Here is a 20,524-nt window from a genome sequence, read left to right as displayed (position 1 = left end):
TGATCTGCATCAAACCGCTCGGGCACGCCCTGGCACGACGTATACGTCAGACGGGCTTCGCCGTCGTCCCCCGGAGGACGAGACGCGGGGTGAGGACGACCTCGCGGGGTTCGGTCCGGTCCTGGTCGAGGCGCTCGACGGCCGCGGTCACCGCATGCCGCGCCTGCGCCTCGGCCCCCTGGCTGACCGTGGTCAGATTGAAGCAGCTCAGCCGGGAGTGGGTGTCGTCGTCGTAGCCGACCACGGACACCCGGCCAGGGATCTCGACCCCGGCGCGGGCCAGGGCGGCCAGGACGCCGATGGCGCACTGGTCGTTGAAGGCGACGACGGCGGTGGGAAGATCGCCGGCTCCGAGTAGCTGGCCCGCGGCGCGCTCGCCGGCCGCTTCGGTGTGGTCGCCGCGCAGGACGCTGATGTGTTCGTCCAGGCCGTGGCGGCGCATGGCGGTGCGGTAACCCCGGCGCCGATCGGTGGCGATCACGCCCTTGCCGCCGTCGACGTAGGTGATCGCACGATGGCCGAGCCCCACGAGATGGTCGACGATCTGCCCGACCCCGTCGTCGTCAGCGGTGCGCACGACGTCCAGGGCCGCGTCGGAGATCCGGCGGCCGACGGCGATGACCGGAGACTTGCGGTCCAGCGCGGCGAGGGTGGCGGCGGGGGCGGTCGGGCCGAGCAGGATCAGGGCCTCGCTGCGGTAGGCGAGCAGCGTCTCGACGGCCGTGTGCTCGTCGCGGGTGCGCGTCAGGGTGCTGAGCACCAGGTCATAGCCGACCTCCTCGGCCGCCACATGCAGATGGTCGACCAACTCGGCGTGGAACGGGCTGTAGATGTCGATCATGACGCCCAGCAGACGGCTGCGGCGGCTCGCGAGCACGCTGGCCGTACGGTCCACCTGATAGCCGAGGTCCGCGGCGGCCCTGAGGACACGCTGCCGCGTCCGCTCACTGGGACCGGCCACCCCACGCAGCACGAGGGACACCGACGCGGTGGACAGGCCCACCCGCGCGGCCACGTCCTCCAGCCGGGGACGCTTGTTCGCGCCATTCCGGTGACGTACGGGATCACCGTCGCCCACTTGCGCCTCCCCTGCGGAAATCTGCTGGCACAACACCCTTGACACGCTCGCGAAACAATCCGATAGTACCAGAACTTAAAGCGTTTTAAATTGTGCTGATGTTCCGACTAAGCCAGCTCGAAAGCGCGGTCCGCGCGGATCGTGTTCTCCGGCTCGGGCGTCGGCGACGACGCCCACAAGGCGCTCGCTCAGGACATCAAGGCCGCCACACCCGCCATCCATCCCCACGGCCGCCGTTCCACCGACCCTCCCAGTTGCACAGTGAGGTGCACGAATCATGAACCGAACCTCCCTTCCCCGCTCTCGCAGAACAGCCTCCGTCGTGGCCGTGGCCGCCGCGGCCACCCTGGTCCTCGCGGGCTGTTCCAGCAGCTCCGGCGGCAAGGAGGCCGAGGAGGGCGGGGCGGACGCCGCGGCCGGCAAGGCCGACACGCCCCGTATGAAGGTCGCGATGGTCACTCACGCGCCGTCCGGCGACACGTTCTGGGACATCATCCGCAAGGGCGCCCAGGCCGCCGCCGCCAAGGACAACGTCGAGCTGATCTACTCCAACGACGAGAGCGCCAGCGGCCAGGCGACGCTGATCCAGAACGCGATCGACCAGAAGGTCGACGGCATCGCCGTCACCCTCGCCAAACCCGACGCCCTCAAGGACGCCATCGCCAAGGCACAGAAGGCCGGCATCCCCGTCGTCGGCTTCAACTCCGGCATGGACGTCTGGAAGGAGCAGGGGCTGCTCTCCTTCTTCGGCCAGGACGAGGCCGTCTCCGGCCAGGCCTTCGGCAACAAGCTCAACGAGACCGGCGCCAAGCACGCGCTCTGCGTCGTCCAGGTCCAGGGGCACATCGGCCTGGAGCAGCGCTGCGCCGGCGTGAAGAAGACCTTCAAGGGCAAGACCGAGAACCTCTACGTCAACGGCAACGACATGCCCGCGACCAAGTCGACCATCTCGGCCAAGCTCAAGCAGGACTCCTCGATCGACCAGGTCGTCACCCTCGGCGCCCCGTTCGCGCTGACGGCGGTGGAGTCGATCTCGGACGCGGGCAGCAAGGCGAAGGTCGCCACGTTCGACCTGAACAAGGAGCTCACGGACGCCATCAAGGCGGGCGACATCGAGTTCGCCGTCGATCAGCAGCCCTACCTGCAGGGCTACCTGGCCGTGGACTCGCTCTGGCTCTACAAGAACAACGGAAACTACAGCGGCGGTGGCGAGGAGCCGGTGCTGACAGGCCCGGCCTTCGTCGACAAGGACAACGTCGACACGATCGCCAAGTTCGCCTCGAAGGGCACCCGGTGATCTGATCATGACCCAAGCAACGGCACCGGCGGCGAGCTCACCCTCGTCGCCGGCTCCGCCGGCCGCCCACAAGGACGGCCGCACCGTACAGCGTTCGCTGGGGCGCAGGCTGCTGGCCCGCCCCGAGGTCGGCGCGCTCATAGCCGCGATCGGCGTCTACGCGTTCTTCTTCTCCGTGGCCCCCTCGTTCCGCGAGGCCAGTTCGCTGGCGACGGTGCTCTACCAGGCCTCGGTGATGGGCATCATGGCCCTGCCGGTGGCCCTGCTGATGATCGGCGGCGAGTTCGACCTGTCCGCCGGCGTCGCGGTCACCACCTCCGCCCTGACAGCGGCAATCCTCACCTTCCAGCTGACGGTGAACGTGTGGACCGGCGTGATCGTCGCGCTCCTCGTGTCCCTCGCCGTCGGCGCGTTCAACGGCTGGCTGCTCATCAAGACCGGCCTGCCGAGCTTCCTCGTCACGCTGGGCTCGTTCCTGATCCTCCAGGGCTCCAACCTGGCTGTCACGAAGATCTTCACCGGCAATGTCGCCAGTGACTCGATCGCCGACATGGACGGCTTCGACCAGGCCAAGAGCATCTTCGCGTCCGAGGTGTCGATCGGCGGCGTCGACTTCAAAATCACGATCTTCTACTGGCTCGTCTTCGCCGCGATCGCCACCTGGCTGCTGCTGCGCACCAAGTTCGGCAACTGGATCTTCGCCGTCGGCGGCAACAAGGACTCCGCCCGCGCGGTGGGTGTCCCCGTCAACTTCACGAAGGTCGCGCTGTTCATGGGTGTCGGCGCCGGGGCCTGGTTCGTCGGCATGCACCTGCTGTTCTCGTTCAACACGGTGCAGTCCGGTGAGGGCGTGGGCAACGAGTTCCTGTACATCATCGCCGCGGTGATCGGCGGCTGTCTGCTGACCGGCGGCTACGGCTCGGCGATCGGCCCGGTCATCGGCGCCTTCATCTTCGGCATGGTCAACCAGGGCATCGTCTACGCCAACTGGAACCCCGACTGGTTCAAGGCCTTCCTCGGCGTGATGCTCCTGATCGCCGCCCTCGTCAATCTGTGGGTCCGCAGCCAGGCGACCCGGAGGTGAACCACCCCATGGCCAACACCAACACCAACACGGCTATCGTCACGGACACCGAATCTCAGAACGACACCCCCGTCGTAGAACTGCGCGGCACCGGCAAGGCCTACGGCAATGTCCGCGCCCTGCACAGCGTGAACCTCAGCGTCCACCCCGGCCGCGTCACCTGTGTCCTGGGCGACAACGGCGCCGGCAAGTCCACCCTCATCAAAATCATCTCCGGCCTGCACCAGCACACCGAGGGCGATGTCCTCGTCGACGGCGAGCCGGTGCGCTTCTCCACCCCCCGTGAGGCGCTGGACGCCGGTATCGCCACCGTCTACCAGGACCTGGCGACCGTGCCCCTGATGCCGGTGTGGCGCAACTTCTTCCTCGGCTCCGAATTCACCCGCGGCCCCTGGCCCGTCCGCCGCCTCGACATCGACAGGATGAAGAAGACCGCCGACGAGGAACTGCGCAACATGGGCATCGTCCTGGACGACCTCGACCAGCCCATCGGTACCCTCTCCGGCGGCCAGCGCCAGTGCGTGGCCATCGCCCGCGCCGTCTACTTCGGCGCCCGCGTCCTCATCCTCGACGAGCCCACCGCCGCCCTCGGCGTCAAGCAGTCGGGTGTGGTGCTGAAGTACATCGCCGCCGCCCGCGACCGCGGTCTGGGCGTCATCTTCATCACCCACAACCCCCACCACGCCTACATGGTCGGCGACCACTTCAGCGTCCTGCGCCTGGGCACCCTCGAACTCAGTGCCGCCCGCGACCAGGTCAGCCTCGAAGAACTCACCAACCACATGGCCGGCGGCACCGAACTCGCCGCCCTCAAACACGAACTGGCCCAAGTACGCGGCGTCGACGTCGAGGAACTCCCCGAGGAGGACGACCTCACCGCACCCGTGGCCACCTCGAAGGACGGGGCTGCGTGAACCGGCCCCGACGCTCCACCGTCCTCCCCTGACACCCCGGAAGGTACCCCGTCGTGAAGATCGCCCTCGACCCATACATGATCCGCAATGTCCCGCTCCTCGAACTGCCCGCCGTAGTCGCCGAGTTGGGCTACGAATGGATCGAGCTCTCCCCCCGAGAGGACTTCATCCCCTTCTTCCGCCATCCGCGCGTGGACGACGCCACCGTACGGAAGTTCCGCAAGGCGCTGGACGCGGCGGGCGTCGGGATCTCCTCCCTCCTGCCCCTCTTCCGCTGGTCCGGCCCCGACGAGGACGCGCGGCAGGCCGCCGTCCGCTACTGGAAGCGGTCCATCCAGATCTGCTCGGACCTCGGTGTGGACAGCATGATCTCCGAGTTCAACGGGCGCCCCGAGGACCCGGACCGCAGCGAGGCCCAATTCTGGAAGTCGATGGACGAACTCCTTCCGCTCTTCGAGCGGGAGGGCGTCAAGCTCGCCCTGGAGCCGCACCCGGACGACTTCATCGAGGACGGCCACGACGCGGTGAACCTGATCCGCGGGATCAACCACCCCAGCGTCAGTTTCCTCTACTGCGCCCCGCACACCTTCCACATCGGCAATGACGCCCCCGGCATCATCAAGCACGCGGGCGATCTGCTCACCCATGTCCATCTGGCCGACGTCTTCGACCACACGGCGTCCTCCGGCAACCGCTACATCCTCAACCCGCCCGGCACGACAGCACGCGTCCACCAGCACCTCGACATGGGTCAGGGCGAGGTCGACTTCGACGAGCTCTTCCGCGAACTGCGCGCGAACGGCTTCGACGGCACTCTCACGTCCTGCGTCTTCGCCTGGGAGGACCGCGCGAAGGAGTCGTCCGTCTTCATGCGGAAGAAGATCGACGAGTACCTGACCACTTGGTCCTGAGATCGATTGACCTAACAACCGATTGACATGACATATGTCAGAAGGCATCGTTCTCGCCGCAGTCGCTTAAAGCGCTTTAAGGAAGAAGGGGAGCTGCCGTTATGCCGTTCGAAGTGCTGACCATGGGCCGTGTGGGGGTGGATGTGTATCCGCTTCAGACGGGTGTGGGGCTGGCCGAGGTCACGTCGTTCGGCAAGTACCTCGGCGGCAGCCCCACCAACGTCGCGGTGGCCGCCGCCCGTTACGGGCACACCGCGAGCGTCGTCACCAAGACGGGCCGCGACCCGTTCGGGGACTTCGTCCGGCAGGCGCTGGAGGGATACGGCGTCGACGCCGGCTTCGTGGGGACGTCGGACATCGCGCCGACGCCGGTGACGTTCTGCGAGATCTTCCCGCCGGACGACTTCCCGCTGTACTTCTACCGCCTGCCCAAGGCCCCTGACCTGGACATCCGTCCCGACGAGCTCGACCTGGACGCCGTGCGCGACGCCAGCGTCTTCTGGATGACCGGGACGGGGCTGAGCGAGGAGCCGAGCCGCTCGGCCACCCTCGCGGCGCTGGCGCATCGGGCGAAGGCGGGCACGACGGTCTTCGACCTGGACTGGCGGCCGATGTTCTGGAACGACCCGGACCAGGCCCGTACGTACTACGCCGAGGCCCTGCGCCACACCACCGTCGCCGTCGGCAACCTCGACGAGTGCGAGGTGGCGACCGGGGAGCGCGAGCCGTACGCCGCCGCGAAGGCACTGCTCGCCGCCGGGGTCGAGCTCGCCGTGGTCAAGCAGGGCCCCAAGGGCGTGCTGGCCATGACCCGGGACGGCTCGACCGCCGAGATCCCGCCGGTGCCCGTCGACGTCGTCAACGGTCTCGGCGCGGGGGACGCCTTCGGCGGCGCGCTGTGCCACGGGCTGCTGTCCGGCTGGGACACGCGCCGCACGGTGTCCTTCGCCAATGCCGCCGGCGCGATCGTGGCGGGCCGACTGTCCTGCTCCGACGCCATGCCCACCGAGGCCGAGGTCGCGGCCAAGCTCCGCGAGGCAGCCCTCGCATCCGATGAACGAGAGGTGTGACGCCATGCTGCCCGACAATGTGAGCCGGATCGTGGGGGCCCGCGTCAACGACCCCGGTGCCATCGCGGCGGCCGCCGCCCGCCGTGTGAGGGCGACCTCGCTGCTCGGCGAGCACGGTAAAGCCATGATCATCGCCGCCGACCATCCGGCGCGAGGTGCCAACGGCGTAGGCGGCGACCCGACCGCCATGGCCGACCGCTTCAAGCTGCTCGACCGCCTGTGCGTGGCGCTGGAACGGCCCGGAGTGACCGGCGTCCTGGCCACCGCCGACATCCTGGAGGACCTGCTGCTGCTCGGCGTCCTCGACGGCAAGAGCGTCTTCGGTTCCATGAACCGCGGTGGGCTGGCGGGTTCGGTGTTCGAGATCGACGACCGGTTCACCGGGTACGACGCCGAGACGATCGCGGCGATGGGCTTCGACGGCGGCAAGATGCTCACCCGCATCGCCCTCGACGACCCGGCCACCCCGTCGGTCCTGGAGAACACCGCCCGCGCGGTCGACGAGCTGAACGACCGGCAGCTCATAGCCATGGTCGAGCCGTTCCTCTCCCTCTGGCAGGACGGGAAGATCCGCAACGACCTCTCCACCGACGCCGCCGTCAAGGCGGTCACCATTGCCTCCGGGCTGGGCCGCCGCACCGCCTACACCTGGCTGAAGCTGCCGGTCGTCGACGACATGGAGCGCGTCCTCGCCTCCTCCACGCTGCCCGCGCTGCTGCTGGGCGGCGAGGTCAAGGACGCCGACGCGGCCTTCGCCTCCTGGGGCAAGGCACTGAAGCAGCCCACCGCTCAGGGTCTGGTCGTGGGCCGCTCCCTGCTCTACCCCTCGGACGGCGATGTCGCCGGGGCGGTGGACCGGGCGGTGAGCCTGCTGTGAGCGACACCAGCAAGTACCACCTGTCCAGGGGCACATCGGCCGACGGCCCCTACGACCTCCTGATCACGCCGGAGTCGGCGGGCTGGGGATACTCCGGACTCAGGATCCTGACCCTGGGCCCGGGCGAGGCGCACGCCCTGTCCACCGGGGATTCCGAGTTCCTGGTCCTGCCGCTGACGGGCTCCTGCACCGTCACCACGGACGGCAAGGCCTTCGAACTCGCCGGCCGGACAGGCGTGTTCGCCTCGGCCACCGACTTCGCGTATCTCCCGCGCGAGTCGGAGGCTCTCATCAGCAGCGCGGCCGGGGGACGGTTCGCGCTGCCCTCCGCCCGTACCGAGCGGGGAGGTCAACCGGCTCGGTACGGGCGCAAGGAGGACGTCCCTGTCGAGCTGCGGGGTGCCGGGGCGTGCTCGCGGCAGGTCAACAACTACTGCCTGCCCGGCACGTTCGACGCCGAGCAGCTGCTGGTGTGCGAGGTGCTCACCCCCGGCGGGAACTGGTCCTCGTACCCGCCGCACAAGCACGACGAGGTACGCACCGACGAGGCCGGCAACCCGGTCGAGTCGGAGCTGGAGGAGATCTACTACTTCGAGGTCTCCGGCGACGGGAACGGCTTCGGCTACCAGCGGGTCTACGGCACCACCGACCGGCCCATCGAGGTGCTCGCCGAGGTGCGCTCCGGCGACGCCGTCCTCATTCCGCACGGCTGGCACGGCCCGTCGATCGCGGCCCCCGGATACGACCTGTACTACCTCAACGTCATGGCCGGTCCGGGGCAGGACCGCGCCTGGCTGATCTGCGACGACCCCGCCCACGGCTGGGTGCGTTCCACCTGGGAGTCCCAGGACGTCGACGACCGGCTTCCCTTCGAAGGGCCCACCGAGCAATGAACACCATCCGACTCACCACCGCCCAGGCGCTCGTACGCTTCCTGGCCCACCAGTACAGCGAACGCGACGGCCAGGAACACCGCCTCATCCCCGGTGTGTGGGGCATCTTCGGGCACGGCAACGTCGCCGGCATCGGCCAGGCACTGTTGCAGGCAGCCACGACCGGCGAAGCCGACCTGCCCTACTACCTCGCCCGCAACGAACAGGGCATGGTCCACGCCTCCGTCGCCTACGCCAAGATGCGTGACCGGCTCGCCACCTTCGCCTGCACCGCCTCCACCGGCCCCGGCTCCACCAACATGATCACCGGCGCGGCGCTCGCCACCACCAACCGCATCCCGGTGCTGCTGCTGCCCTCCGACATGTTCGCCACCCGCGCCGCCGACCCCGTCCTCCAGCAGCTGGAGGACACCCGGGGCGGCGACGTCACCGTCAACGACACCTTCCGCGCCGTATCCAAGTACTTCGACCGCATCTCGCGTCCCGAGCAGCTGATCCCGGCCGCACTCGCCGCGATGCGGGTACTGACCGACCCCGTCGAGACCGGCGCCGTCACCCTCGCCCTCCCGCAGGACGTGCAGGCCGAAGCGTACGACTGGCCCGTCTCGTTCTTCCGGCGCCGGGTGTGGCATGTGGGCCGCCCGGTTCCGGAGCCGGCCGCCGTCGAGCGCGCCGCCGCCCTGCTGCGAGGCGCCCGCAAGCCGCTGATCGTCGCAGGTGGCGGCACCGTCTACTCCGGTGCCGAGACTCAGCTGCGGGCCTTCGCCGAAGCCACCGGCATCCCCGTCGCCGACACCCACGCCGGCAAGGGCGCCGTCGCCTGGGACCACCCGTACGCGGTCGGCGGGATCGGCTCGACCGGTTCGTATGCCGCGAACGAGCTGGCACGCGAGGCCGATGTGATCCTCGGGATCGGCACCCGCTACTCCGACTTCACCACCGCCAGCCACACCGTCTTCGCCAACCCCGACGCCACCTTCGTCAACCTCAACGTCACCCGCCTGGACGCCGTGAAGCACTCCGCCGAACCCCTGGTCGCGGACGCCCGGCTCGGCATCCAGGCCCTCGCGGGCGCGCTGACGGACTGGGAGGTGGACCAGGAGTACCGCGACCGGACACGCCAACTGATAGCCCGTACAAGGGAGATCGAGGAGGAATGCTTCGCCCCGGACCGCAACACCGGCGAACTCCCCGCTCAGACCCAGATCCTCGGCGCCCTCAACGACGTCCTCGGCGACCGCGACGTGGTCATCAACGCGGCCGGATCCATGCCCGGCGACCTGCAACAACTGTGGCGGGCACGGGATCCGAAGGCCTACCACGTCGAGTACGCCTACTCCTGCATGGGCTACGAAGTCGCCGCCAGCGTCGGCGCCAAGATGGCCGACCCCTCGCGCGAGGTCGTCGTCCTGGTCGGTGACGGCTCCTATCTGATGATGGCCCAGGAGATCGTCACCATGGTCTCCGAAGGACTGAAGGTCATCATCGTCCTCGTCCAGAACCATGGCTTCGCCTCCATCGGCGCCCTGTCCGAGTCCCTCGGCTCGCAGCGCTTCGGCACCGAGTACCGCTTCCGCGACGAGGACTCGGGCCGCCTCGACGGTGGCATCCTCCCCGTCGACCTCGCCGCCAACGCCGCCTCCCTCGGCGCGGACGTCCTGCACGCCACCACCGTCGACGAATTCCGCACCGCGATGGAGAAGGCGAAAGCCGCCACCCACACCACGGTCGTGCACGTCGAGACCGACCTCTACGGGCCCAACCCACCCGGCCACGGCTGGTGGGACGTCCCCGTCAGCCAGACCTCCGCCCTCGACACCACCCGCACCGCGTACGAGACATACGCCGCCCACAAGCGCACCCAGCGGCACTACCTGTAAGTCCCGTCCCCGCAAAGGAAACCCGCACCGTGACTACCATCCAGCACTGGATCAACGGCAGCCCCACCCAGGGCTCCGCCGCCAACACCCAGCCGGTGTTCAACCCGGCCACCGGTGCCGAGCAGGCACAGGTGGTCCTGGGCGGCACCGCCGACGTGGACACCGCCGTCGCAGCTGCTTCCGCCGCGTTCGAGACCTGGTCGGAGTCCTCGCTCAGCCAGCGCACCCAGGTGATGTTCGCCTTCCGCCAGTTGCTCGTCGAGCACGAGGAGGAGCTGGGCCGGATCATCTCCGCCGAGCACGGCAAGACCGTCGACGACGCACGCGGCGAGATCACACGCGGCCGCGAGGTCGTGGAGTTCGCCTGCGGCCTCGGCGACGTGCTGAAGGGCTCCTTCTCCGACCAGGTCTCACGCGGCGTGGACGTGCACAACTTCCGCCAGCCCCTCGGCGTCGTCGCCGGCATCACCCCCTTCAACTTCCCCGCCATGGTGCCCCTGTGGATGCACCCCATCGCCATCGCCACCGGCAACACCTTCATCCTCAAGCCCAGTGAGCGCGACCCGTCGGCGGCGAACTTCGTCGCCGAGCTCTACCAGAAAGCCGGCCTCCCCGACAGCGTCTTCAACGTCGTCCACGGCGGCAAGCCGGCCGTCGACGCGATCCTCACCCACCCCGGCATCGAAGCCGTCTCCTTCGTCGGCTCCACCCCCATCGCCAAGTACGTCCACGAGACCGCGACCGCCCACGGCAAACGCGTCCAGGCCCTCGGCGGCGCCAAGAACCACGCCGTCGTCCTCCCCGACGCCGACCTCGAATTCGCCGCCAACCACATCACCGCCGGCGCCTACGGCTCCGCCGGCGAACGCTGTATGGCCGTCTCCGTCGCCATCGCCGTCGGCGACGCCGCCGACAAGCTCGTCGAGATCCTCCAGCGCAAGGCCCGCGAGGTGAAGGTCGGCCCCGGCGACCAGCCCGGCACCGACATGGGCCCACTCGTCACCAAGACCGCCCAGGAACGCGTCGAGAACGCGGTCGGCGGCGCCGCCACCCAAGGGGCCACCGTCGTCGTCGACGGACGCGGCCTCAAGATCGACGGCCACGAGGACGGCTTCTTCACCGGCCCCTCCCTCCTCGACCACGTCACCACCGACATGGACGCCTACAAGGAAGAGCTGTTCGGCCCGGTCCTCGCCGTCATCCGCACCGACTCCCTCGACCACGCCATCGACCTCATCAACGCCAACCCCTACGGCAACGGCACCGCCCTCTTCACCGCCTCCGGCGAGGCCGCCCGCCGCTTCCAGCGCACCGTCAAGGTCGGCATGATCGGCATCAACGTCCCCGTGCCCGTGCCGATGTCGTACTACTCCTTCGGCGGCTGGAAGGACTCCCTCATCGGCGACTCCCCCATCCACGGCCCCGAAGGCATCCGCTTCTACACCCGCCCCAAGGTCGTCACCACCCGCTGGCCCCAGCCCGCCCAGCAAGTGAACGCCGGCTTCAACTTCCCCACCAGCACCTGAGTTGATCCCGTCCCCCCACATCGACCGCTAGGAGGTGGCCATGGGCGTCAGGGACGACGCGACTCAGGCCCCCGCACCGAGCACGGCCGCCATGGGCGACACCTCGCCGAAGGTCTACCGGAGGCTGCGGACCATCACGGTCATCGCGACCTTCGGTGGGCTCCTCTTCGGCTACGACACCGGAGTCATCTCCGGAGCACTGCCCTTCATGGCCCTCTCGCCCGGGGAGGGCGGGCTCGGCCTCACCCCGCTGACCGAAGGCGTCGTCGCCTCGTCCCTCGTGCTCGGCGCGGCGTTCGGCGCACTGTTCGGCGGCCGGCTCTGCGACCACCATGGGCGCAGGCGGACGATCCTCGGGCTCGCCGTGCTGTTCTTCGTCGGCGCGCTCGGCACCGCGCTCGCCCCGGACCTCTGGGTGATGGTCCTCTTCCGGGTGCTGCTCGGGCTGGCCGTCGGCGGGGCGTCGGCGACGGTGCCGGTGTTCCTCGCGGAGCTGGCTCCGGCCGAGCGCCGAGGGCGTCTGGTGACCCAGAACGAGCTGATGATCGTGACGGGTCAGCTGCTGGCGTACACCTCGAACGCGGTCATCGCCGAGACCGTGGGCGAGGGGGGCGTGTGGCGCTGGATGCTCGCGATCGCCTCGGTGCCCGCCGTGCTGCTCTGGGCCGGCATGCTGTTCGTGCCCGAGTCGCCGCGCTGGCTGGCCTCGCGCGGCCGGTACGAGGAGGCCGAACGCACGCTGGGCCTCGTCCGTGACGCGGATGTCGTCGCCGTGGAGTTCGCGGCGATCAAGGAGCGTGTCGTCGCCGACGCCCGCGAGCCCCGGGCCGGCTGGGGTGACCTGCGCACCCCGTGGATCCGGCGCATCGTGACGTTCGGGTTCGGGCTGGCCGCCCTGACCCAACTGACCGGCGTCAACTCGATCATGTACTTCGCGCCGACGATCCTGCTGGACACCGGTCTGGGTACACAGGCCGCCCTGACCGCGACCATCGCGAACGGGGTCGTGGCCGTGCTCGCGGTCTCGACGGGCATGTATCTGCTCGGCAGGTACGGCCGACGCCCCATGCTGCTGACCGGTCAGATCGGCGTCACCGTCTCGCTCGTGCTGATCGCGTTCTGCTTCCTGGTCCTGCCCGAGTCGACCGTGCGCAGCTACCTCGTGCTCGCGTCGATGCTGACGTTCCTGCTGTTCATGCAGGGGTGCATCGCGACCGTGTTCTGGCTGATGCTCTCGGAGATCTTCCCGCTCCGGCTGCGCGGCTTCGCGATGGGTACGGCCGTCTTCGGCACCTGGATGGCGAACTTCCTGGTGACCCTGGTGTTCCCGCCGCTGATCGACGCGATCGGCGGGTTCACCTTCCTGATCTTCGCCGCGATCAACGCCGCCACCTTCCTCCATTACCTGCGCACCGTTCCCGAGACCCGGGGGCGCTCGATGGAAGCCATCGAGTCCCACTTCCGCGGACAGTACGCCACCTGACCAGGCCCTCCCGCTGTTCTCAGAGCTCTTCGAAAGGCACCCCCATGACCACGTCCGCCAAGCCTCTGTCAGTCGCCGTGATCGGTGCCGGTATGGCCGGCCGCAGCCACGCCGCCGGTTACCGCAATGTCAACACGGTCTTCGGCGCCGGTCTGCCGCCGGTGCGGCTGGCCGCGATAGCCGACGCCAATGTCGCACTCGCCGAGGACGCCGCCCGCCGTTACGGGTTCGAGAAGGCGCTCCCCAGCTGGGAGGCCGTCGTCGAGGACCCGACGATCGACGCCGTCAGCATCGTCGTGGGCAACGCCCTGCACCGGCCGATCGCGGAGGCCCTGGTCGCGGCGGGCAAGCACGTGCTGTGCGAGAAGCCGCTCGCCGGGTCGCTGGAAGACGCCCGTGCGATGGCCGGGTTGGAGCGTTCCGCCGAGGTCGTGACGGCCGTGGGCTACACCTTCCGCCGCTCCCCCGGTATCGCCGCGATCCGCGACCATGTGCGGCGCGGTGAGCTGGGTGACCTGACCCTGTTCAGCGGCCGGTACTGGTGCGACTACGCGACCGACCCGAACGGCCCGCTGAGCTGGCGCTTCAAGGGCGGCCCGGGTTCCGGCGCGCTGGGTGACGTCGGCTCGCACGTCATCGACGCCGCCGAGTACGTGGCCGGGCCCATCGCCTCCGTCTCCGGGGCCGCGCTGTCGACGCAGATCCCCAAGCGTCCGCTGCCGCTGGGCGCGGTCGTCGGCCACAACGCGGCTCCCGTCTCCGACGAGTTCGGCGAGGTCGAGAACGAGGACACCGCGTCGTTCACGGCCCGCTTCGAGTCCGGGCTCGTGGGCACCTTCTCGGTGACGCGCACCGGCTTCGGCCTGCCCAACGGGCTGTTCTTCGACGTCCTGGGCCTCGGCGGCCGGGCCGCGTTCGACCAGCACCGGCCCGCCGAGTACCTCTTCGACGACGCCCAGCCCGACGCCCGTACGCGCGGCGCCCGGCAGATCATCGCCGGCCCGCAGATGCCGTACTTCGCGGGCGGTGTCCCGATGGAGGCACCGGGTGTGGGCGCCAGCAACGGCGACAACTTCACCTACCAGGCCCGCGCCTTCCTCGACCAGGTCGCGGGGGTGGCCGAGCCGCTGCCGGCCTGCGCCACGTTCGCCGACGCGCTGCGGACGATGGAGATCATCAAGGCCGTCGTCGAGTCCTCCCAGGCCGGTGGCGCCGCCGTCACGGTCCCGCCCACCGCCTGACCACCGAAGAGCCGGAGCTCGTAGAGCCCGAATCTGCACGCGGCGTCGCCAGCCGCCTCACAGAACCCCTTGCGAGGCCCCGCCCGCCGACAGGTGCGCGCGGGGCCCACAACGTGTGTTCGTCGAGGGCGTCGCCCCCACGCGCCGCATGCCGGCCGAAATCCGTTCTCGGCCGCGTGTGGCGGCCGGGCGGGCCGTCCGGGCGTGTGCCTCCACTCCGTCCGGTAGATGGTAGGCGGGTGACCACGATGCGGTGCAGCGCGGCGTTGGCCTGCCTGTCTCCGCCGCGGTTGAGCCGACGGCGCCGGCTCTTCCCTGAGGACTTCTCAACAGGACTGACGCCGCACAGGGCGGCGAGGGATGCCTCGCCGGCCAGCTGTTCCGGGGTGTCGGGGTCAACGCTCCCCCCGCCCTGCGCGAGGAGCTGGAGCCGCTCTCGACTTCCCTGCTTCGACCGCGGAGTTCTTCGCCAACCGGAGCATCCGCAGCGCTTCCACTTGCCCGTCGCCGCTCTTCGGTAGCGCCCGTGCGATGCCGGACAGCGCGGCCCGGGCGGCAGCCTCGGCGTCGACGGCGTCGGTCTTGCCGCGCCGGCGCCGGGTGGATCGATCAGGCTGATCAACCTCCACCACCGCAAACCTGCTGGGTCGCGAGGTAGCGGGCCAGTCCCGCACCGTAGGAGCCGGTGCACTCCAACCCAGCCCGCAGCACCGTCCCGCACCGACGTGTCCAGTCAAGAAGCTGGCCGTAGCCGGCCGCGGTGGCCGGGAACTCCCCGCTGCTCAGCAGTCCGCCAAGGTGGTCAAGGACGGCGACGTGCGCGTCCTTGTGAGGTCGACGCCGAGCACCACCACGCGCGGCTCGGCCGCGGCCTCGACAGCGTGGGCAGCAGGAAAGGCCGCAGGCATGCAGAGGGTGATCACGGTGCTTCCTGTTCGACGACGTACCGATAGTCAGCGCCGGTCGGTGGAACGGTCAGAACTGTGACGGTGTCTTCGAGGCCAAGACCCCTATCGGGACACGCTCCGCCGGCGCGCAGGTACACCAACCTGACCAGCGCACGCTGGTGCGGCGGGAGCTTGCAACGGCGGTCACCCTCGTGGGTGACGATGAGCATCGTCACCGACTCGACCAGGGCGTGAGGCAGGTCGAGTGCGGCAGAATACGGAACCAACGCGGCTTCTATACCTGTGGGTTGAGACTTCGAACACCTCCCCCGACGGCACGGGAGCCTCGTGCACTGCGCACCCATCGACGTCACACGATCAGTGGCCGTACTGAAAACGCTCAATGGCGAAGGACGCCTCCGACACATTCCACGCATCGAGCTGCGCGGTGACAAGCTCGCGTGCCCTGGCCGCCATGGAGGGGTCGGTCGGCAGATTCCAGGCGGCGACGTGCTGAGGATCGAGGGCCTGGGCGCGGGCGATGAGCAGGCGATGTCGTCGGCTGGGTGCTCGGGTGGCACGGTGGCGAGCACGTCGTGACAAAGATCGTCCAGAGGACGCGGACCGTACAACGCGGGACGGGCGAGGGCGCTGCACAGGCGCGCGGTTCCCTCGTCGAGGTCCTGTTCCCGGGAGTCGACCAGCCCCATCGGTACAGAGAGCGAGCAGGCTTCCCTCAGGAAGGGTGATCTCGGTGGTCTCGAACGGCAACCCGCCCAGTCCCAACGGGGGACCGGCCGGTATCCATGAGATCGACGACACCCGCAGGACTGTCGATGCAGACCGCGGCCCGGGCGGTGATCTCCTCGGCCGGCAACAGGTCGCCCTCGCCAAAGGAGCCTGCTTGCGGATCTCTCCGGCGACCTGTACCGGACTTCCTGGTATCCGTCGTGGTGCCGCAGCCGGACCCTCCCGCTCCACCTCGGCAGGCTCGGAAGTCGACGCAGTGCCTCCGCGGAGATCTCTTCGTCCCTTCGCAGACGCACAGCCGAGTAGGCGACGAGCGCCCTCCTTCCAGTCGGCGATCACACCGTGTTCGTCTACAACGGCACGCGCCGTCCGTGAGTCGCCGGACGTGTCGACGCGGTTCGACAGTTCGGCGTCGTGGGTGATTTCGCCCTCTCCCCACCGTCTCACCTCCACCAGAGTCGCGACGACCCCAGCCGCTCCCCCACTCAGAGTGCGATACGCCCATTCTTCTCCCGCATCCAAGATGGCTCATGCCAGGTCGCCCGGCACTCGCCAGGCGCCCTGCATCCCTACTCACGGGCCGTCTGCCCATGCACGACGTCACCTGCCGTGCCCAGACCCGCCGGGTCGACCGCAGTCGCGCCCGTACCGGGCGGAGAGTGAGCTCCACCCGGTACGGGCTGGGGGCAGCGCGTACCGTTTCCGGTCGCGCCGCGTATCTCGGCCTCCGGCTCGCGGGGGAGGGACGCGAAGTCGGTGGCCGAAGCGGGTGGTCGGGCCCGGAGCGCTGGGCTCAGGCGCCGGCCTGAAGCTCCGCGAGTTCGGCCTCGAGGTCGGCCATGGCCTCGCCGCCGGCCATGAGGTCGGTGATCTCCTCGCGGGTCCGTTCGCCCTTGCGGAAGTCGTCGGCCTTCTGGCCGCGGATGAGGACGGCGAAGTGGTCGCCGACCATCATGGCGTGGCGCACGTTGTGGGTGACGAGGATGACGGCGACGCCCTTGGCGCGGGCCTGCATGATGATGCGCAGGACGTGGGCGGCCTCCTTGACACCGAGGGCGGCGGTGGGCTCGTCGAGGATGAGGACGTTGGCGCCGAAGTAGACGGCGCGGGCGATGGCCAGGGCCTGGCGCTCGCCGCCGGAGAGGCTGCCGACCAGGCGGGCGCCGTCGGTGACGCGGGTGATGCCGAGGGACTGCATCTCGCGGACGGCGATCTCGCCCGCCAGCTTCTTGTCGAACAACTTGAACGGGCCCCAGCCCTTGGTGGGTTCGGCCCCGACGAAGAAGCAGCGGCCGACGCCCATCAACGGGAACGTACCGCCGAACTGGTGCACGGTGGCGATGCCCTGGGCACTGGCGTCACGCGGACTGTCGAAGACGGCAGGGACGCCGTTGACCTCGATCGTGCCGGTGGTCGGCTTGTGGAACCCGGAGAGGATCTTGATGAGGGTCGACTTGCCGGCACCGTTGTCGCCCAGCAGGCACAGCACCTTTCCGGCGTCCACCTCCAGGGAGATGTCCTGCAGCGCGTGGGTGCCGAGGAAGGACTTGCTGACGCCTTCCAGGCGCAGAAGGGGTGTGGTCATGGTCAGGCCTTCTTCGCGGAGCGGGGCTTGTGGGACAGGGCGAGCCGACGGAACGTGTTGTTCATCAGCACCGCCGCAAGGATGAGGACGCCGAGGATCAGGGCGGCCCAGTCGGAGTTCCAGCCGGTGAAGTAGATGCCCTGGTTGACGATGGCGAAGGTCAGGGTTCCCAGTACGACGCCGACGACCGAGCCGTAGCCGCCCTGGAGCAGTACGCCGCCGATGACCACGGCGATGATGGAGTTGAAGACGAAGGACTGGCCGTTGGCGACCTGGGCGCCGTTGTAGAGGATGGTCTGGATCACGCCGACGAGGGCGGCGCAGAACCCGCTGGCCATGTACAGGGAGATCTTCACGCGGGCGACGGGGATGCCGTTGGCGCGGGCGCTCTCCTTGTCACCGCCGATGGCGAAGATCCAGTTGCCGTACGGCATGGCCTGCAGCAGCACGGTGACGGCGACGGCCACGACGATCCACCAGAAGATCGCGACCTCGAACTGGCCGCCGATCAGTTGTCCGAAGATCGCCTTGGAGGTGGGGTCGGGGGCGATGGCGACGCTGGTGGTACCGGTCGTGAACCGGGACAGGCCGAGGGTGAGCCCGGAGAGCGCGAACAGGGTGGCCAGGGTGACGACCAGAGAGGGGACGTTGCTCCTGGTGACGAGAATCCCGTTGAGCAGGCCGGTGAGCAGACCCAGCGCGAGTGCGAGCACGATGCCGACGATCATCGGCGCGCCCCAGTGCCCGGACACGATGGCCAGCGTCATCGAGCTGCCCGCGAGCACCGAGCCCACGGACACGTCGAGTTCACCGGCGATCATCAGCAGCCCGACGGGGATGGCGATGATGCCGAGTTCCGCGGCGATGTTCAGCCAGCTCGCCGCCCCCGCCTGGGCGAGGAACTTCTCACCGCCGAAGATCGCGAAGAAGACGAAGACACTCAGTGTTCCGATGAGCGCTCCAGCCTCGGGGCGATGGCGCAGCTGCCCCAGCCGGCTCTCGGATTGCTTCGCCGGTATGACGGCGGTCTCCGGGCCGGCCGTCGTCTTCGGGAGGGAGGTTGTCATCGGTCTGGTACCACCTTTGTGGATCTCGGATGTGCGACGCGTCGTACGCCTGCGAGAGGTGCCGCGCCCGGGCCGGGGCCCGGCACCTCCACGCGGAACGCGGAGCGGGAAACGCGGGACGGTGAACGAGGGATGAGCGACTCGGGCCGGGAGCGGTCCTCCGCCGACTAGCGGACGCCGGCCTTCGTGCCCGCGATCGCCTCGGCGACGTTGTCCTTGGTGACCAGGAGCGGGCCGGTCAGCAGCGGGTTCTGCGGCGGGATCACGCCGTAGGACAGGTACTGGTTGGCTATCGACACCGCGTAGAAGCCCTGTAGGTAAGGCTGCTGGTCGATGGCGAACAGCTGCTTGCCGGCCTTGATCCGGTTGAGCTGGCTGTCCGAGAGGTCGAAGGTGCCCAGCTTCACCTTGTCGGCCGCGCTCGCCTGGTCGATCGCGGCGGCCGCGCTGTCCGCGTCCTGGACGCCGATCGTCACGAGGGCGTCAATGGTGTCGTCCTTCAGCAGGGCGCCCTTGATGGCCTGGGTCACCGCGGAGGGGTTGCCGAAGTTGGAGGAGGGCAGGGGCAGTTGCTTGGACTTGGCCCCCTCGGTCTTGGCACCGTCGGCGATGCCGTCGCAGCGGGCCTCCGAATTCGCCGCGCCGGGCACGGTGTTGACGCACAGGATGTTCTTCGCGCCCTCTTCGGCGAACTTGGCGCCACCGGCCTTGCCGGCCTCGTAGTCGTCCGATCCGATGTACTTGAGCGACCCGGTCTTCTCGGCCGCGTCGACACCGCCCGCGTTGTAGATGAAGACGGGCACGCCCTGCTTCACGGCCTGCTTGATCGCGTCGTCCTGGTTCTCGGGCACCCAGTCCGGTACGACGATCGCCGACGGGTTCTGCGACAGCGCGGTGAGCGTCAGCTTGGCGGCGTCCGGGCCGAGGTTGTCGTACGTCTTGGGGCCGAGGAATGTCACAGAACCGCCGCCGGACTTCACGAGCTTCGCCGCGTCTTCGCCGCCCCGCTTGACCGCGGACCAGAACGGGTCGTCGGGCTTGCCGCCGATGACGTAGATGGCGTTCTTGCCGTTCTTCGCGGCGGACGTCGATCCGCCCTCGGCAGGCGCGGACGACTGGTCGCCATCGCCGCCCGAGGCCTTTCCGCTGGCGCATCCGGTCGCCGCGACCGCCATGACGGCGAGCAGGCTCACCGCGGTCAGAGCTCTTCGGGCAGGACGGCGACCGAGCAGTCGCCGGGACTGGGTGTGATCCATGTGCGGGGTGCTCCTTTGAGTGATGCCGAGGCGCGTGTGAGCGAGGCCAGGCATGTCTCGGGGTGGTGGTGCGACGGTGACGCGTACGAACCGGGGCGCGCGATTGCGCGGGGAAGACCGGGCACGTCCGCAGTACCGGGTATTCGCGTGATGGGGCTTACAGGCATGGGCGAGCGACGGAAGAGCTCGCCAGGAGGGTGCTGCGGCGATCACGGCAACGCCGGACGGATTGGTGAGTGCGGGTTCGTATTCGTGATCTTTTAAATCGCTTTAAGTGGTGGCCAGAGCATGCTTGTGTTTCCGAAACGTGTCAAGGGCCTTTTCGCGGAAGAATGCGCACTGCGCCACCACCGACCGCAAAAGGCTGCATAGGGCACACATGTGGCGCCCACGCGGACAGCGGCCGGCGGTGGCCGGAACGCACCAAGCGGTTCGCCCGATCAGCGCGGCTGCGATGTGGTTCCACGCAGGAGGAGGGAGGAGGCAAAGATGTCTCGCGGGACGCGATACCACCCCGATCAAGGTGTACGACCACGGCGATGACGGCCTGACGGGGCCTGCTCCTCGGCATTCTGGCCGACCGCGGTCAGATGAAGCAGCACAGCGGGGACAAGGGCGCCGCCGCAGCCCGCGACGGACCGGCGCCGGGAACCTCTCCTCCGCCCGCCGGAAGGCAGTCAGCGAGGCCAGGGCACTCCGGTCATGGGGCGTCACGACGGCGGCCG

The 20,524-nt window shown here is 69.1% G+C and carries 17 protein-coding genes and 1 pseudogene; 11 read left to right on the top strand and 7 right to left on the bottom strand.

All coding sequences use genetic code 11. From position 1 onward, the window contains the following. Nucleotides 1-46: 46 nt before the first annotated feature. Complete coding sequence (locus tag K1J60_RS41305; protein ID WP_259408141.1) at nucleotides 47-1,078, bottom strand: LacI family DNA-binding transcriptional regulator; 1,032 nt, start codon at nucleotides 1,076-1,078, stop codon at nucleotides 47-49. A gap of 277 nt (nucleotides 1,079-1,355) precedes the next feature. Here K1J60_RS41305 and K1J60_RS41300 point away from each other — a divergent pair, with 277 nt between their 5' ends. The 11 genes from K1J60_RS41300 to K1J60_RS41250 all read left to right on the top strand — a co-directional run bounded on the left by K1J60_RS41300 (nucleotide 1,356) and on the right by K1J60_RS41250 (nucleotide 14,254). Then, nucleotides 1,356-2,375 (top strand): sugar ABC transporter substrate-binding protein, encoded by a 1,020-nt coding sequence (locus K1J60_RS41300; protein WP_220650692.1) that lies wholly within the window; start codon nucleotides 1,356-1,358, stop codon nucleotides 2,373-2,375. Between the two features lie 7 nt (nucleotides 2,376-2,382). Beyond that, on the top strand, nucleotides 2,383-3,459 hold the full coding sequence (locus K1J60_RS41295) for an ABC transporter permease (protein WP_220650691.1): 1,077 nt from the start codon (nucleotides 2,383-2,385) through the stop codon (nucleotides 3,457-3,459). 8 nt (nucleotides 3,460-3,467) lie between these two features. Further along, a complete protein-coding gene (locus tag K1J60_RS41290) occupies nucleotides 3,468-4,373 on the top strand; it encodes an ATP-binding cassette domain-containing protein (protein WP_220650690.1) in 906 nt (301 codons plus the stop codon). Between the two features lie 53 nt (nucleotides 4,374-4,426). Continuing rightward, a complete protein-coding gene (locus K1J60_RS41285; protein WP_220650689.1) occupies nucleotides 4,427-5,284 on the top strand; it encodes a sugar phosphate isomerase/epimerase family protein in 858 nt (285 codons plus the stop codon). 101 nt (nucleotides 5,285-5,385) lie between these two features. Further along, a complete protein-coding gene (iolC, locus tag K1J60_RS41280; RefSeq protein WP_220650688.1) occupies nucleotides 5,386-6,354 on the top strand; it encodes a 5-dehydro-2-deoxygluconokinase in 969 nt (322 codons plus the stop codon). A 4-nt stretch (nucleotides 6,355-6,358) separates the two neighbouring features. Next, nucleotides 6,359-7,231 (top strand): Cgl0159 family (beta/alpha)8-fold protein, encoded by an 873-nt coding sequence (locus K1J60_RS41275; protein WP_220650687.1) that lies wholly within the window; start codon nucleotides 6,359-6,361, stop codon nucleotides 7,229-7,231. Further along, nucleotides 7,228-8,124 carry a 5-deoxy-glucuronate isomerase gene (iolB, locus tag K1J60_RS41270; RefSeq protein WP_220650686.1) on the top strand — a complete coding sequence of 299 codons (897 nt, stop codon included), beginning with the start codon at nucleotides 7,228-7,230 and terminating at the stop codon, nucleotides 8,122-8,124. Before K1J60_RS41275 ends, iolB begins: the two co-directional genes overlap by 4 nt. Beyond that, nucleotides 8,121-10,004 carry a 3D-(3,5/4)-trihydroxycyclohexane-1,2-dione acylhydrolase (decyclizing) gene (gene iolD / locus K1J60_RS41265; protein WP_220650685.1) on the top strand — a complete coding sequence of 628 codons (1,884 nt, stop codon included), beginning with the start codon at nucleotides 8,121-8,123 and terminating at the stop codon, nucleotides 10,002-10,004. Before iolB ends, iolD begins: the two co-directional genes overlap by 4 nt. A gap of 29 nt (nucleotides 10,005-10,033) precedes the next feature. Continuing rightward, nucleotides 10,034-11,530: a CoA-acylating methylmalonate-semialdehyde dehydrogenase gene (locus tag K1J60_RS41260; RefSeq protein WP_220650684.1), complete on the top strand. Its 1,497-nt coding sequence runs from the start codon at nucleotides 10,034-10,036 to the stop codon at nucleotides 11,528-11,530. Between the two features lie 40 nt (nucleotides 11,531-11,570). Then, nucleotides 11,571-13,013, top strand: a complete 1,443-nt coding sequence (locus K1J60_RS41255; protein ID WP_220650683.1) for a sugar porter family MFS transporter — start codon at nucleotides 11,571-11,573, stop codon at nucleotides 13,011-13,013. 44 nt (nucleotides 13,014-13,057) lie between these two features. After that, nucleotides 13,058-14,254 (top strand): Gfo/Idh/MocA family protein, encoded by a 1,197-nt coding sequence (locus tag K1J60_RS41250; protein WP_220650682.1) that lies wholly within the window; start codon nucleotides 13,058-13,060, stop codon nucleotides 14,252-14,254. On the opposite strand, the gene K1J60_RS46460 is transcribed toward K1J60_RS41250, so the two are convergent. The 6 genes and pseudogenes from K1J60_RS46460 to K1J60_RS41220 form a co-directional block, all read right to left on the bottom strand. After that, complete coding sequence (locus tag K1J60_RS46460) at nucleotides 14,232-14,945, bottom strand: IS110 family transposase (RefSeq protein WP_259408367.1); 714 nt, start codon at nucleotides 14,943-14,945, stop codon at nucleotides 14,232-14,234. The two genes, K1J60_RS41250 and K1J60_RS46460, sit on opposite strands and share 23 nt — an antisense overlap. Before the next feature lie 342 nt (nucleotides 14,946-15,287). Beyond that, a pseudogene (locus K1J60_RS41240) lies at nucleotides 15,288-15,428 on the bottom strand (IS5/IS1182 family transposase); the annotation flags it as partial. 91 nt (nucleotides 15,429-15,519) lie between these two features. Next, nucleotides 15,520-15,963 carry a SpoIIE family protein phosphatase gene (locus tag K1J60_RS47310; RefSeq protein WP_259408140.1) on the bottom strand — a complete coding sequence of 148 codons (444 nt, stop codon included), beginning with the start codon at nucleotides 15,961-15,963 and terminating at the stop codon, nucleotides 15,520-15,522. 721 nt (nucleotides 15,964-16,684) lie between these two features. Next, a complete protein-coding gene (locus K1J60_RS41230; RefSeq protein ID WP_220650681.1) occupies nucleotides 16,685-17,476 on the bottom strand; it encodes an ATP-binding cassette domain-containing protein in 792 nt (263 codons plus the stop codon). A gap of 2 nt (nucleotides 17,477-17,478) precedes the next feature. Next, on the bottom strand, nucleotides 17,479-18,543 hold the full coding sequence (locus K1J60_RS41225; RefSeq protein ID WP_220650680.1) for an ABC transporter permease: 1,065 nt from the start codon (nucleotides 18,541-18,543) through the stop codon (nucleotides 17,479-17,481). 167 nt (nucleotides 18,544-18,710) lie between these two features. Then, entirely contained in the window at nucleotides 18,711-19,799 is a 1,089-nt protein-coding gene (locus tag K1J60_RS41220) for a sugar ABC transporter substrate-binding protein (RefSeq protein WP_220650679.1), read from the bottom strand. Nucleotides 19,800-20,524: the final 725 nt, after the last annotated feature.

The sequence above is a fragment of the Streptomyces akebiae genome, from assembly GCF_019599145.1.
Classification (GTDB): domain Bacteria; phylum Actinomycetota; class Actinomycetes; order Streptomycetales; family Streptomycetaceae; genus Streptomyces; species Streptomyces akebiae.
This window is presented reverse-complemented; position numbering and strand designations above follow the sequence as displayed.

Coding starts and splice junctions, on each gene's coding strand:
- K1J60_RS41225 (WP_220650680.1), bottom strand. CDS start 18,543: ATGACAACCTCCCTCCCGAAGACGACGGCCGGCCCGGAGACCGCCGTC.
- K1J60_RS41230 (WP_220650681.1), bottom strand. CDS start 17,476: ATGACCACACCCCTTCTGCGCCTGGAAGGCGTCAGCAAGTCCTTCCTC.
- K1J60_RS41275 (WP_220650687.1), top strand. CDS start 6,359: ATGCTGCCCGACAATGTGAGCCGGATCGTGGGGGCCCGCGTCAACGAC.
- iolD (WP_220650685.1), top strand. CDS start 8,121: ATGAACACCATCCGACTCACCACCGCCCAGGCGCTCGTACGCTTCCTG.
- K1J60_RS41220 (WP_220650679.1), bottom strand. CDS start 19,799: ATGGATCACACCCAGTCCCGGCGACTGCTCGGTCGCCGTCCTGCCCGA.
- K1J60_RS41290 (WP_220650690.1), top strand. CDS start 3,468: ATGGCCAACACCAACACCAACACGGCTATCGTCACGGACACCGAATCT.
- K1J60_RS41255 (WP_220650683.1), top strand. CDS start 11,571: ATGGGCGTCAGGGACGACGCGACTCAGGCCCCCGCACCGAGCACGGCC.
- iolC (WP_220650688.1), top strand. CDS start 5,386: ATGCCGTTCGAAGTGCTGACCATGGGCCGTGTGGGGGTGGATGTGTAT.
- K1J60_RS41300 (WP_220650692.1), top strand. CDS start 1,356: ATGAACCGAACCTCCCTTCCCCGCTCTCGCAGAACAGCCTCCGTCGTG.
- K1J60_RS41250 (WP_220650682.1), top strand. CDS start 13,058: ATGACCACGTCCGCCAAGCCTCTGTCAGTCGCCGTGATCGGTGCCGGT.
- K1J60_RS41295 (WP_220650691.1), top strand. CDS start 2,383: ATGACCCAAGCAACGGCACCGGCGGCGAGCTCACCCTCGTCGCCGGCT.